10 protein-coding genes are annotated in these 12,672 nt (G+C 65.2%); 2 read left to right on the top strand and 8 right to left on the bottom strand.

Annotated elements, in window-relative coordinates:
* Position 1 precedes the first annotated feature (1 nt).
* Together AC0L17_RS02060 and AC0L17_RS02055 are read left to right on the top strand one after the other, a co-directional pair.
* The gene (locus tag AC0L17_RS02060; RefSeq protein WP_473514559.1) at positions 2 to 1,327 is read left to right on the top strand and encodes a bifunctional folylpolyglutamate synthase/dihydrofolate synthase; all 1,326 of its coding nucleotides are present in this window, start codon (positions 2 to 4) and stop codon (positions 1,325 to 1,327) included.
* Positions 1,328 to 1,389: 62 nt separating this feature from the next.
* A complete protein-coding gene (locus AC0L17_RS02055) occupies positions 1,390 to 1,809 on the top strand; it encodes a VOC family protein (RefSeq protein WP_128172849.1) in 420 nt (139 codons plus the stop codon).
* A 71-nt stretch (positions 1,810 to 1,880) separates the two neighbouring features.
* Here AC0L17_RS02055 and AC0L17_RS02050 read toward each other — a convergent pair whose 3' ends face one another.
* From AC0L17_RS02050 to tsaE, 8 genes are all read right to left on the bottom strand, one after another.
* Positions 1,881 to 2,375 (bottom strand): RES family NAD+ phosphorylase, encoded by a 495-nt coding sequence (locus AC0L17_RS02050; protein WP_473514558.1) that lies wholly within the window; start codon positions 2,373 to 2,375, stop codon positions 1,881 to 1,883.
* An 8-nt stretch (positions 2,376 to 2,383) separates the two neighbouring features.
* Positions 2,384 to 2,734, bottom strand: coding sequence for an MbcA/ParS/Xre antitoxin family protein (locus AC0L17_RS02045; protein WP_473514557.1), 351 nt, complete (start codon positions 2,732 to 2,734; stop codon positions 2,384 to 2,386).
* Positions 2,735 to 2,858: 124 nt separating this feature from the next.
* Positions 2,859 to 3,140 carry a cupin domain-containing protein gene (locus tag AC0L17_RS02040; RefSeq protein ID WP_473514556.1) on the bottom strand — a complete coding sequence of 94 codons (282 nt, stop codon included), beginning with the start codon at positions 3,138 to 3,140 and terminating at the stop codon, positions 2,859 to 2,861.
* 216 nt (positions 3,141 to 3,356) lie between these two features.
* The gene (trxA, locus tag AC0L17_RS02035; protein WP_091592579.1) at positions 3,357 to 3,680 is read right to left on the bottom strand and encodes a thioredoxin; all 324 of its coding nucleotides are present in this window, start codon (positions 3,678 to 3,680) and stop codon (positions 3,357 to 3,359) included.
* Positions 3,681 to 3,754: 74 nt separating this feature from the next.
* Positions 3,755 to 7,264 (bottom strand): double-strand break repair helicase AddA, encoded by a 3,510-nt coding sequence (addA, locus tag AC0L17_RS02030; RefSeq protein ID WP_473514555.1) that lies wholly within the window; start codon positions 7,262 to 7,264, stop codon positions 3,755 to 3,757.
* Entirely contained in the window at positions 7,261 to 10,389 is a 3,129-nt protein-coding gene (gene addB, locus AC0L17_RS02025) for a double-strand break repair protein AddB (RefSeq protein ID WP_473514554.1), read from the bottom strand. Before addB ends, addA begins: the two co-directional genes overlap by 4 nt.
* Positions 10,386 to 11,156, bottom strand: a complete 771-nt coding sequence (locus AC0L17_RS02020) for a nucleotidyltransferase family protein (RefSeq protein WP_473514553.1) — start codon at positions 11,154 to 11,156, stop codon at positions 10,386 to 10,388. Before AC0L17_RS02020 ends, addB begins: the two co-directional genes overlap by 4 nt.
* Positions 11,153 to 12,664, bottom strand: a complete 1,512-nt coding sequence (gene tsaE, locus AC0L17_RS02015) for a tRNA (adenosine(37)-N6)-threonylcarbamoyltransferase complex ATPase subunit type 1 TsaE (protein ID WP_473514552.1) — start codon at positions 12,662 to 12,664, stop codon at positions 11,153 to 11,155. The genes AC0L17_RS02020 and tsaE overlap by 4 nt, the downstream gene beginning before the upstream one ends.
* Positions 12,665 to 12,672 lie beyond the last annotated feature (8 nt).

Raw genomic sequence — 12,672 nt, 5'->3', positions numbered from 1 at the left:
CATGAGCACGCTTGCCGCCGACCGCGAAATCGAAAGCCTGATGTCGCTTCATCCGAAGGGCTTCGATCTTTCGCTCGACCGCATTTCGCGGCTGCTGGAGCGGCTTGGCAATCCGCAGGACCATCTGCCGCCGGTCATCCACATCGCCGGCACCAACGGCAAGGGCTCCTGCGCCGCGTTTTCGCGGGCGCTACTCGAAGCCGCCGGCCACCGCGTCCATGTCCACACATCGCCACATCTGGTGAACTGGCATGAGCGCTATCGGCTGGCCGCCGATGGCGGCGGCAGGCTGGTCGAGGACGAGGTCTTCGCCGATGCCATCGCCCGCGTCGCCAAGGCCAATGAAGGCCAGAAGATCACCGTCTTCGAGATCCTCACCGCCGTCACCTTCCTGCTGTTTTCCGAACATCCGGCAGATGCCGTCATCATCGAGGTCGGCCTTGGCGGCCGCTTTGATGCCACCAATGTCGTCACCGAGCCGGCGGTGTCGGTGATCATGCCGGTCTCGCTCGACCACGAATCCTTTCTTGGCGACCGTGTCGAACTGATCGCAGCCGAAAAGGCCGGCATCATCAAGAGCGGTTGCCCGGTGGTCATCGGCGCGCAGGAAAGCGAAACGGCGCTTCAGGTGCTTATCGAAACCGCCGAGCGGCTCGACTGTCCCGCCTTCGTCTATGGCCAGGATTTCCTCGCCTTCGAGGAAAACGGCCGGATGGTCTATCAGGACGAAGACGGGCTGATGGACCTGTCGCCACCGCGCCTGCCAGGGCGCCACCAGTTCGCCAATGCGGCGGCGGCGATTGCGGCGGTCAAGGCGGCAGGCTTCGAGATCAGCCATCGCGTCGCCGACAAGGCGATGGCCAATGTCACCTGGCCGGGGCGGATGCAGAAATTGCCGCAAGGCAGGCTGACGGAACTGGCGCCAAAGGGCGCCGACATCTGGCTCGACGGCGGCCACAATCCCGGCGCCGGCGTGGTCGTCGCCGAGGCATTGGCCGAGCAGGAGGAAAAAAACCCGCGGCCGCTGTTCTTGATTTGCGGCATGATCAACACCAAGGACCAGAGCGGCTATTTCCGCGCCTTCAAGGGCCTGGTGCGGCATGTCTACACGGTGCCGGTGAGCCTCAGCGAGGCCAGTGTGCCGAATGACGAACTGGCGATCCGCGCCGTCGAAGCCGGCCTGTCGGCCGAACCGGTGAGCTCCGTCGCCAATGCGCTGATGCTGCTGCGCGACACGTGGGACGGACCGCCGCCGCGCATCCTGATCAGCGGCTCGCTCTATCTGGCCGGCGCGGTGCTGGCCGAAAACGGCACGCCGCCGGTTTGAGGCGCGTGTTCACCAGGGCACGATGACGCAGGACTTCGTCAGATCATCGCGAGGAGCCAGTCATGATCAAGGTAAAACAGCTCGCTCACGTTTGCATCTTCGCAGATGATCTCGAAGTGACGCGAAGCTTCTATCGGGACGTCCTCGGCATGGACACCCAGTTCAACTTCCTGCGCGACGGCAAGATTTTCGGTTTTTACCTCAATTGCGGCAGCCGCAGCCACGTCGAGGTGTTCCAGAAAGACGGGGCCAGCTATAGCGACTTGAATCAGATCAACCACTTCTGCCTTGAAGTGGAAAACCTTGACGCCGCGATCGCCCACGCAAGAGCGAAAGGCGTTGAAGTCACGTCAAAGAAACACGCATGCGATGATACCTACCAGGCGTGGATTCGCGATCCTAACAACGTGAAGATAGAACTGTTTGAGTACACAGAGAAAAGTGCGCAGTTCGTCGGAGGCGATCGTATCGCGGATTGGTGATCGCCTCACGCCTATGGCGGGCCTGAGTCGCTTTAGGTTTAGAACGCGGGAGCGATTGTCAAGTCCGCTTCTCACGACAGCCTGCCTTCGTCATCGATCAACGCGAGCCGCCAGCGAGGATCGTTGCCCCATTTCCATAGAACCAGGTTGAGATCCGTCTCGACAGCGCCGGCCGCAAAGCTGCGAACAAGCATGGCTGGATAGCCCTTCGCGATCAATCGGCGCGCCAAAGCTTGCGTTCTTGATTCTCCGCTTGCCTGCATCTGATCCCGCCATGCGCTGTCAGCAAGAGCTGTTGCATCCAACCCTTCTTCCTTGAGCGCGGCCTCGTCCCGGCTGTCGAAAACCCTTGCGATGTCGGCGTCATAGGAAACGAGCGTCGTCGGTTGGAGATTGCCGATCTGGTTGGCCTCGCGCAGAGCGGTTATGACGGTCAGCGACGTGTAGAGCGCCGGCGTGCCCTTCGGGTTGAACCGCCCGCCAAACAATGCGGCGCCGCGCCCAGAGAGCGGTTCACGTGCATAGATTGGGTTAATCGCCCGAAACAGTTTGCCGCGGTAGTGCATCAACTGTGTCAGGCGTGAACGCCGGCATCGATCGCATCGACATATTCAAGCACCTCAGCGGCCCGCCCGCCGCGCACAAGCTGCATAGCTGTCTGTCCCGAAAAGCCGGGAAGAGGCTCGGATCGGTACCAGGCATACGCCATCAGCGCGGAGCCAAAGCGCGGTTCGACCTTGTTGATGATTTCAACCATCTCGCGCAGGCGGCGTTGCGTCCTGTCGGAACGGATGCGTTCCTTGCGCTGAACGGCGTCGCGACCGAGCCCGGCAGTCCGGGCCACTTCCTCGCTGGTGGTGCGCAGCGCCTCGGCAATTTTTCGTGGGGCGAAGAACCCATCGTCCGCGTACTGGACCAGAGCCATATCAGCCTTCCTTAATTTTCACATTTTCTGACGTAATTTAGCGTCAATGTGAATGGCATTCAAGCGGACTCTTCCCAATACGGTCCTGCCTCAACCGGCGATGTCAGGCGGGTCTGCTCCCGCGTTACTTCAGTTCGATCTCGATGAAGGCATACTCGCCCTCGTTGGCATTGATGACGTCATGCTCAACGCCCTCCTTGCGGAAATAGGGCGCCCCCTTCTTCATTTCGACGAAGGATTCGCCGTCCTTGGTCAGGAGCTTGAGCTTGCCGTCCATCAGCGGCACGACGACATAATCATGGCCATGGCGGTGCCAGCCGGTATTGTCGCCCGGCGCGAAGCGGTATTCGGTGACGATGACGCGCTCATTGTCGATGAAGACGGTGGCCTTGGCGGATCCGGTCATGTCGTTCTCCTGCTTTAAGCCAGACAAGAACATGGGCCGGCAAGTGGCGAGTGCCACGGCGGACCAGCCGCATGACCCAGAAAATCCGAATTCGATCTTCGGTCAGATCAAGCGCTGCAACGTCCTTCGCGCGTCCAGAGGGGAGGCGCGGCACATTAGATGACGCAGCAAAAAGCCCGGCGCGAGGGCCGGGCTTGTCTGCGGATTTCCGCCGGATCAGGCGAGATTGCCGTTGATCCAGTGCGACAGCGCCGTCTTCGGCGCGGCGCCGACCTTCATGTCGGCCATTTCGCCGCCCTTGAAGATCATCAGCGTCGGGATCGAGCGCACGCCGAACTGCGCGGCCAGCTCGGGATTCTCGTCGATGTTGAGCTTGGCGATCTTGACCTTGCCGCCGAGTTCGATGGCGATGTCTTCCAGCGCCGGCGCGATCATCTTGCACGGGCCGCACCATTCCGCCCAGAAATCGACGACGACCGGTTCCTTGGCGTCAAGCACATCGGTCTGGAAATTGCTCTTGTCGACCTTGACGGTGGCCATGCGAAAATCCTTTCGAGAGTTATTGTCGCACCAAATGTGGTGGTGATCGCGCCCTTCTTCAAGCAGCTGTTGTGTCACGCTCCCGTGAGTCGGGCAAGGGCGTCGTCCATCGCCGCCGGCGGCAGCTCGATCAATCGCGGCGCTTCAGTGAACAGCAGCGCCGCCGAGACCTCATGCCCGGGATAAAGCGGCTGGAGCAGTGCGCGATAGAGCGCGAGCTGCAGGACATAGGCCGGTGGAACGTCCGCCAGCGCTGCAGGCGCCGGCCGGTTGGTCTTGTAGTCGACGATCGACACCTTGCCTGATGTGATCGCCAACCGGTCGATCTTGCCGGAGATCGAGCGCAGCTTGCCCTTGACCTCCAGGCTGCCCATGACCGCGACCTCAGCGCGTGAGTTCGGCGCAAACAGCTGATCGAAGCGGCTGTCGGCAAGGATCGCCGCCACTGAAGCCAAGGCCTTGTCGCGCTCGGTTTCAGGCCATTGCGCGCCAGCGCGCTTGAGGTAGCGCTCCGCGGCATCGCGGCGTTCGGTGTCGGCAATGCCGGGCAGCATCTGCAGCAATTTGTGCAGCGCCAGCCCCCGCATCACCGCAAAGCCAGGTTCTGCCTCGGTGTCCAGCACCGGCGAGCCGGTGTCGACTACGGCTTGCCTGGCCTCATCGATCAGCGCCGAGGCGCCGGACGGCGACAGCGGCCGCGGCAGATCCTCGAAGGGCGGCAAGGGCTGGAACAGGCTCTTCGGCAACGGCTCGAACTGTTGCGCCTGCCGCGCCGCTTCGGCGGCCGCCTGTGCGACCGGCGGCAATTTTGTCACGTGAAAGCGATGCACGGTCTCGCCGGTGGCGGGATGCTGCCGCTCGATGCTTTCGGGCGCGCCGACCAGCGCGCGGCTGACGATCGAGTGCCAGGTGCCGGCATTCGGCACCCGCTTGCCGTGATAGCCGCAGACGATCAGCCGGTCCTCGGCGCGGGTCATGCCGACATAGAGCAGCCGGCGGTATTCGTCGTCGGCCAGTCCGCGCGCGCGGACCGAAGCGGCCCGCGAAAAGCCATTGGCGACATCGCCGGCCGAACGCCAGAGATAGCCCTTGCCGTCCCAGTGTTGGCCCGAGCCATCGAACGGCATCAGTCGCGGCAGATGCTGATCGCTGAACGGCGCCGAGCCACCATCGACCAGGAACACGACAGGCGCCTCGAGGCCCTTGGCGGCATGAACGGTCATGACCCGAACCTCGTCGCGGGTCTGGTCCATTTCGCGCTTGATCTCGGGGCCGGCATTCTCCAGCGTCGCCAGGAAGGATTCCAGTCCCGGCAGGCCGGTCCGCTCCTCGGCCAGGCAGAAGCTCAGGAATTCGTCGAGGATGTCGCCGGCTTCCGGCCCGAGCCGCGCGATCATTTTCTTGCGCAAGCCGTCGCGGGCGAGAGCCCCGGCATAGAATTCGAACACCGGCCTGAATGCGGCTTCATCGGACCATGTGTCGAGCTGGGCAGCGATTGCGGCCAAGGCAGCGCTTTCGCCTGCCTGCTGCCTGAGCGATGCGATCAGCGAGAGGCCGGACGGCCGGACGCCGGCGAGCGCGAAAAGCATCTCTTCCGAAACGTCGAAAATCGGGCTGCGCAGCACGGCGGCGAGCGACAGATCGTCCTCGGGCTGGACAAGAAAGTGGCCGAGCGCGATCAGATCCTTGACCGCGATATGACCGGGCAGGCTGAGGCGGTCGGCGCCGGCGACCGGGATGTCGCGGCGCTTCAGTGCGCGCGTCAGCGCGTGGACGAAACGATCGCGCTTGCGCACCAGCACCAGCACGTCGCCGGGCCGAAGCTTCTTGCCGCGGCCCTCGATGATCTCGCCGGCGCCGATCCAGCCGGCAATGGTTGCCGCGACGTTTTCGGCAACACGCACCGCCGGTGCATGGGCGTGGTCGACGGCTTGCGTCCAGTCGTCGGGTTCGTCGACGACGTCGGCGCCGATCGACGGCCAGACCTCGACATAGCCCGGCGCATCGCTGCGGATCGCCTTGTGGGTCAGCGGGTCGGGATCGTGGCTGATGCCGCGCCGCACGAGCGGGTCGGCAAAGACACGGTCCACCGCCGCAAGCACGTCTTCGGTCGAGCGGAACGACCAGGTCAGCTTGAGATCGGCGAAGGCGGCTTTGGCGTCGCGCACTTTTGCGGAAAACAGCAGCCTTGAGTCGGCGAAGGAGTCGGGCGCCGCTCCTTGAAAGGAATAGATCGACTGTTTTTCGTCGCCGACGGCGAACACCGTGCGGTGGACATTGTCGCGTGCGCCGAGCCCGGCAAAGAATTCCTCGGCCAGTCGCTTCACCACCTCCCACTGGTCGGGACTAGTGTCCTGCGCCTCGTCGAGCAGGATATGGTCGATGCCCTGATCGAGCTTGTACTGCACCCAGGGGCCGGCGTCGGGCCGCGCCAGGAGATTGACCGTTCGGGTGATGAGGTCGTTGAAATCGAGGAAGCCGCGGGCGCGCTTCAGGTGCTCGTAGCGGGCGATCAGCCAGTCGGCGATGGTCAGCGCGGCACGTGTGCCCTCCAGCATCCTGAACAAGGCCAATCGGTCGGAGATTTCGAGAATGGCATCGACCGCTGACAGATAGCGCTCGGCAAGATCCGGCAACCGGTCGAGCAACGCCTTCTTGAACATTGCCGGCTCATAAGGCTCGCCATCGCCTCGCAGGAAGGCTTTTGCCAGCAGATGCAGCCGGCGAACCGGATCATCCTCGGCGAAGGCAAGGCGCGCATAGGGCAGAAGGTTGTTGAGTACGGTGCGGGCATCGGCGGCTTCAGCAGCACGGGCGAAGGTGATGAAATAGTCCGGCAGGAAGCGCGGCAGCGGCCAGACGGACGCCGCCAGGCCTTCGGCGGTCTGGCCGGCGCGAAACCTGAACTCGTCGAACAGCGCCTGAGAACCATCGCCGCCGGCCGCGCTGATGAAAGCGCGCAGACCGTCGCGCTTGCGCACGATCTCGGCCAGCAAGGCGTCAAGCCCATGTTCGCCGCCGCGTTCCAGAATGGTGGCGAAAGCCTCGGCCAGCTCCGCATCGCCGGCCGCCGTGCCCGAGATCATGTCGCGGCGGGCGGCGGCGAAGAGCGACGCCTCCATCTGCGGATCGAGCATTTCGAAATGGGCCGGTATGTTGGCTTCCAGCGGGAACTGGTGCAGCACCGATTCGCAGAAGGCGTGGATGGTCTGGATCTTCAGCCCGCCGGGCGTCTCCAGCGCCTCGGCGAACAGGCGGCGGGCGCGGCGCATGGCTTCGCGATCGGGCTGGCGACCGTCCAGCGCCTCTATCCTTGTCGCCAGTTCTGCGTCGCCAAGCGCCGTCCATTCCGACAATGTCGAAAACACCCGGTTCGACATGTTGGCGGCGGCGGCGCGGGTGTAGGTCAGGCACAGGATCTTCGACGGATCGGTGCCACGCAGCAGAAGACGAATGACACGCTGGGCCAGCACATGGGTCTTGCCCGATCCGGCATTGGCCGACACCCAGGCGGAATTTTGCGGGTCTGAGGCGCTTGCCTGGCTGACGGCGGTATCGGTCGGGATGGGATAGGCCTTCTTCATGCCTCCCCTCCCTCGTCGTCGGCGTCGCCGCCGGCAGACCATTCGAGTACGCGGGCGAGATGGTCGTAGTCGCCGTCGGTCTCGCCCTCGCGGAACGGCAACGCCCGCGACAGGTATCCGGTAGCGGGGTTGGCATAGTGGATCAGCAGTTTTTCGAGCCGCGCCCAGGCCTCCTCGGCGAGGTCTGCGGCGGTTCGCGACTTGCGGTTGTATTCGAGGATGGATTCCTCGAACACCTCGCCGTTCGGCTTCAGCCTGATGAAGGCCAACTGCGACGGCTCGCGCGCGCCTAGCCCCTTGAAGCCGCCTCGCCTGAGCAGCGCGCCCTCGAGCGCCAGTTGCGGCGAAAGCAGCGTATGGGCCTGCACCTTCGACGGCGAAGAGCCGGTCTTGTAATCCAGGATGTCGGCCATGCCGCCGGCCAGGAGATCGACACGATCGGCATAGCCGGACAGCGTCACGCCGGATTGGCCGACGCCGGTTTTCTCGGCGTGCTCCTCGGCATGCCGCATTGTCACGGCGAAGGCGCGGCCGCGCTCCCATTCGATGATGCCGGCGGCGAGCTTTTCGAAGCGCGGCCACCACACCGCCTCGACATCGGGGGGAAGGGCCGCCTCGGCAAAGCATGCGCGGCCGGCGGCAATGAGACCGTCCAGCGCCTCCGGCACAAGCGGATCGGCCACGGTCCGCGAAAAGAGATGCAGGATGGCGTGAAACAGCGTGCCGCGTTCGGCAGCACCCGGGTCGCGGATGACCGGGTCGAGCGGCATCAGGCGGAGGATCCTCCTGGCATAGATCGCGTAAGGGTCGCGGCGCAGCGTTTCGATCTCGGTGACCGAGAAATGTTGCGGCCGCACATCCAGCGGTGGCGTCGGCTGCGGCCGCGGCGCGAAGTCTCTTCGTTCGCCGGCATCGAGCGCACGGGCCCAGGACAGGAATTCATCACCACGCCGGCGAAGCACCGCCGCATGGTCCTTGCCTATGAAGGTCAGCAGGCGCTGCAGCCAGCGCGACGGCACCGCCGGTGCGTCGCCGGAGCGGGCGGAGCGCGCCAGCACCACTTTCTTCGCCCCCATCGCCATCTGGAAATCATGGGCGGCCAGGCCGATGCGCCGTTCGGGCGGCTCGAGGTCGATGCCGGTCTTCATCAGCCGGGACATGAAGCGGTCGCTTTCCGGCTTGCGCGGCCACACGCCTTCGTTGAGCCCGCCGACGACCAGCGTGTCGACGTTCTGCAACCGGGCTTCCAGCGCACCCCAGATGGCGATGTTCCTGTCGGTGCCTTGTGCCGGCTTGACCGTCTCGGGTGCGATCAGCGCCTCCATCACGTCGGGCCATTCGTCGGCTCCGAAGGAGAACGACGCTGAGGCAGCGACCAGCCCGCGCAAGAGCTCGGTGAGCTTTTCGCCGGCGTCGTCGGCATAGAGTTCGCTCAGACAGCCACCCGCGGAGCGGCCGAGACCTTCGAGCGCGACGACGCTGGCCCGCACAAGCGTGGCAAGATCGGCATTCTCCTCGTCGCGATAGGCAACCAGCGGCGCAAGCGCGGCGGTTAACCGGATCAGTAGGTCTCGGGCTTCTTCGATGCGCCTGACCGAAAGCCGCGATCGCCAGAAGGGCGGGCGGCGATTGCCGCGATCGTCGAATTCGAGGAGCCGGGCATCGAAGAGCTCCGGCAGCGAGGCGACGTCGGGGCGGCCGGTGCCGCCGCGCAGCGCCACCAGTTCGACGATCTCCACCGCGCGACGGACGCTTGTGCGTTCCAGACCGAGGCCAAGCAGCGGGTGCTTGAGCAGCGACAGCAGGGCCACGGGATCGCCGGGGCGGAACGCCGCCTGAAGCGCCAGTCTGAGCAGGCCGGCGGCTGGCGTGTTGATGAGCGGTGTGCCGCCCGAATCGTCGGCGACGACACCAAAGCGCAACAGCTCGACCGAGACGCGCCGCGCCAGGGCGCGGTCGCCGGTGACGAGCGCGGCGCGCTGGCCGGGCTGTTCGACGGCGCGTTTCAGCGCGACGGCGATCGCCACCGCTTCGTCGCGCTCGCCGGCGGCTTCGAGCAGCGTCACGTCGGCGAAGGCCTCGGTGATATCGCCGGCCGTAAAGCGGGCGCGCGTCTCGACCCACAGCTCGGTGGTCTCCGCCGGCCGCAGCGCCTCGCCGACAAGTGCGGCGCGCAGCGCGAGCGGCCTTTCGGCAACGGCGATCTCCTCGACATCGCCGCGCAGCACGCCGATCTTGCCGATCAGTTTTGCCAGGCCGTATTGCGGGTGGCCAAGCAAGGCCGGCCGCGCGCCGGGCACCGCAATTGCCTGGAATGACGGCTCATCCAGCATCAGGTCGAGGCCGGGCAGCACGACCGCGCCGCTGGGCAGGCCGGCGATCACCGCAAGCAATTCAGCGGTGGCGGGAATGGACCCGGTGGAGCCGGCGGCGATCACCGGCCCGGTCGGCGGATTGCGCTTCAGCCGCGCTGCTTCCAGCCTTATCAGCGCATTGCGATGCGCAGCCGGGTTGGAGCGATTGCGTTCTTCGAGGAGATTCGGCCAGTTTTCGGTGACGATGCTCAGGAAGTCGAGCGTCACTTGCCACCAGCCGGCGAGGTTGCCGGTCACCAGATCGGCGAGCCTGGTCCAGTCCGTGCCTTCCGTCTCGATCTCGTCCATCAGCCGGGCCAGGTCGCGCGCCAGCCAGATGGCATCGGCGGCCGACGCCGGCACAACGATCTCCTCGTCGAAAAGTGCCGCGACATGCGCCGGCAGGCGGCGTTTCCAGGCGCGCACCAGCGGCGCCAGCAGCAGCAGGCGCTCGATCGCGGCGATCGGCGGCGCGAGGTCGATGGCGGCCGATGCGTCGGCCTCGAACGCGGCCTCGTCCTCATCGAACTCGCCGAGCGGGCGGATGACCGGCAGTATCGCCGAGCGGCCACCCAGACAGTCGACGAAGACGCCGCGCAGCGCCCGCGCGGCGCGGCGCGTCGGCACGTAGATGGTGGCGTCGGCCAGCGCCAGCGGGTCGCCGTCGAAGCGGAAACCGGAAACGAGGCGCCCTGACAGCAGGGCCTCGGCCAGCGTCGGCAGAAACGGCGCTCCGGGCGGGATCGAGAAAACGCGGCGGGAGCCGCTCATTTCAGCTCGGTGAGAGCGCTGGTCAACTCGGTAAGAGTGCCGGGCGACTCAGCAAGAGCGGTGGCAACGACCGCTTCCGCAAGCGGAATGGCGTCGGGCGTGCCAACGGTGATCCAATGGCCGTGCATCACCATGCCGTACAGGCGGCCGGCTGCGATGGCCGCATCGAAATAGGCGTTGAGCGAGTGTGGGCCGGCCGGCGCATCCCTAAAAAGCCTGGGATGGACGATCGCCGCGCCGGCATAGATCAGGCCTGTCGGGTCGCCTTTCGAACGCCGCAAGGCGCCGTCCGGCGCCATCAGGAAATCGGTGCCGCCGCTGTGTCCGGTTGCTGACTGGGAATCCGCGAGCATCAGCAGAATATCCATTTTCGCCGCGTCCCATGCAAGGGCGAGGCGGGCAAGGTTGGGCACGCCGCTGTCGATCCAGAAGGTGTCGGCGTTGACGATGTAAAAGGGAGCCCCTCCCAGTTCCGGCAAAGCATGGACGATACCGCCGGCGGAATCGAGCAGTCTTTGGCTTTCGTCGGAAATGACGACGCGCGGCGCGCGGCGCGCGGCGACGTGGCCGACGATCTGCTCGGGAAAGTAATGGACGTTGACGATGGCCTTGTCGACGCCGGCACGGGTCAGGCTGTCCAGGCTCCAGTCGAGTAACGTCTTGCCTGATATCCTGACCAGCGGTTTCGGCATTGAGTCGGTGATTGGCCGCATGCGCTTTCCCAGCCCGGCGGCAAGCACCATTGCGGTTTTGGGGCGTGTCGTCACAGCGGCCGCTCCTCCAGCAGCCGGTGGGCGGTGTAGAAATCCCGCAGGCCGGCCAGTGCCGGATGCGCCAGCGCCCGCCGAAGATAATCGCGGATGCGCGGCAGGTGTTTCAGATAATAGGGCTTGCCGTCGCGCTTTTCGAGCCGGACGAAAATGCCGAGGATCTTCGAATTGCGCTGCGCCGCCATGATCGCATAGGCCTCGACGAATTCGTCTTCGTTAAAAGCGCCAGCCTTATGGCGCGCGGCGATATAGGCATCGACCGTCCGTCGCTCGATCTCAGGCGAGATCGTAACCCGGGCGTCCATGGCGAGCGAGGCGAGATCGTAGGCGGAAGGGCCGATCAGCGCGTCCTGGACATCGACGATGCCAAGGCGATCGTGACCGGTACGTTCGCCGCGCCAGATGATGTTCGGCGAATGAAAGTCGCGCAGCATGAGCGTGTATTCGCACCCCTCCAGCCGGTCGAGGGCCGCGTTCCATTGCTTGGTATAGCCGGCGCGCAAGGCATCGCTTGCCGGGCCGCCTGAAATCGCCGGCACATACCAGTCGAGCAGCAATTCGGCTTCGATCATCATGGCGTCGCGGTCGAAAGGCGGCACATCGTGAAAGACGCCGGGCGCGGCCTCGATGCGATCGGGCCACGTCTTGCCGTGCATCATGGCAAGCAGTTCGGCCGCCGCCGCGTAGCGCTCCGCCAGCGGCTGACCGTGCTGGCAGAGAAATTCCTCCGAGCCGAGATGCTCCATGAGAAGAAAGCCCTGGTCCAGGTCCTGCGCGTGGATTTCCGGGGCGCTGACGCCGCCGGTCCGCAATGCCCGATCGATGGCGACGAAGGCGGCGACGGATTGTGCGGTGTGGGCGATCACCGCATAGGGCTTGCCGTCGCGGACCGGCGGCCCGAGCACCAGCCGCGGCGAGTTCATCAACACGCGCGGCGGCAGGCCGGCCAGCGAGACGACCTCATAGGAGCGGGCCGAGGCGTCGCCGATAAAATAGCGTCTCTGCGCTTCACCCCAGCCGGCTCTTTCGAGAAAATTGCGCATGGCCAGCGAGCGCGCCGCGCGCTCGAAGGCAGCGCCTTGTCCCGACAATCTCGCCAGGCGCCCGTCGTCCTGATGGACGAGTTCGATCAGCACCGAAGTCTTTGGCAAATAGGCCTCTGCCCGCTCCGGCCATTCGACCAGGGCAGCGCCTTGCGCCAGCGCCTCGTCGAAACCCAGTTCGTCCAGTTCGGACGCCGCGGACAGGCGATAGAGGTCGAAATGATGGACGGGGACGCGCGCCTCATAGCTCTGGACGAGCGTGAAGGTCGGGCTCGGCACGTCGAGACCGGCATCGTCGGTCATTGCCCTGATCAACGCCCGCGCCAAACTCGACTTGCCGGCGCCGAGATCGCCTCTGAGAGCCAGCACGTCGCCGGGGCGCAGCGACATGGCCAGATCCTCGCCCAGCCTTGCGGTCGCAGCCTCGTCGGCGAGAAAACGCTCCAGCACCATGCCTGCCATCGAGCGCG

It is taken from the genome of Mesorhizobium sp. WSM4829, from assembly GCF_055811475.1.
The sequence above is the reverse complement of the archived record's forward strand: the minus strand, read 5'-3'. Positions and strand labels throughout refer to the sequence as shown.

Coding starts and splice junctions, on each gene's coding strand:
- AC0L17_RS02060 (WP_473514559.1), top strand. CDS start 2: ATGAGCACGCTTGCCGCCGACCGCGAAATCGAAAGCCTGATGTCGCTT.
- AC0L17_RS02055 (WP_128172849.1), top strand. CDS start 1,390: ATGATCAAGGTAAAACAGCTCGCTCACGTTTGCATCTTCGCAGATGAT.
- AC0L17_RS02050 (WP_473514558.1), bottom strand. CDS start 2,375: ATGCACTACCGCGGCAAACTGTTTCGGGCGATTAACCCAATCTATGCA.
- AC0L17_RS02045 (WP_473514557.1), bottom strand. CDS start 2,734: ATGGCTCTGGTCCAGTACGCGGACGATGGGTTCTTCGCCCCACGAAAA.
- AC0L17_RS02040 (WP_473514556.1), bottom strand. CDS start 3,140: ATGACCGGATCCGCCAAGGCCACCGTCTTCATCGACAATGAGCGCGTC.
- trxA (WP_091592579.1), bottom strand. CDS start 3,680: ATGGCCACCGTCAAGGTCGACAAGAGCAATTTCCAGACCGATGTGCTT.
- addA (WP_473514555.1), bottom strand. CDS start 7,264: ATGAAGAAGGCCTATCCCATCCCGACCGATACCGCCGTCAGCCAGGCA.
- addB (WP_473514554.1), bottom strand. CDS start 10,389: ATGAGCGGCTCCCGCCGCGTTTTCTCGATCCCGCCCGGAGCGCCGTTT.
- tsaE (WP_473514552.1), bottom strand. CDS start 12,664: ATGGCAGGCATGGTGCTGGAGCGTTTTCTCGCCGACGAGGCTGCGACC.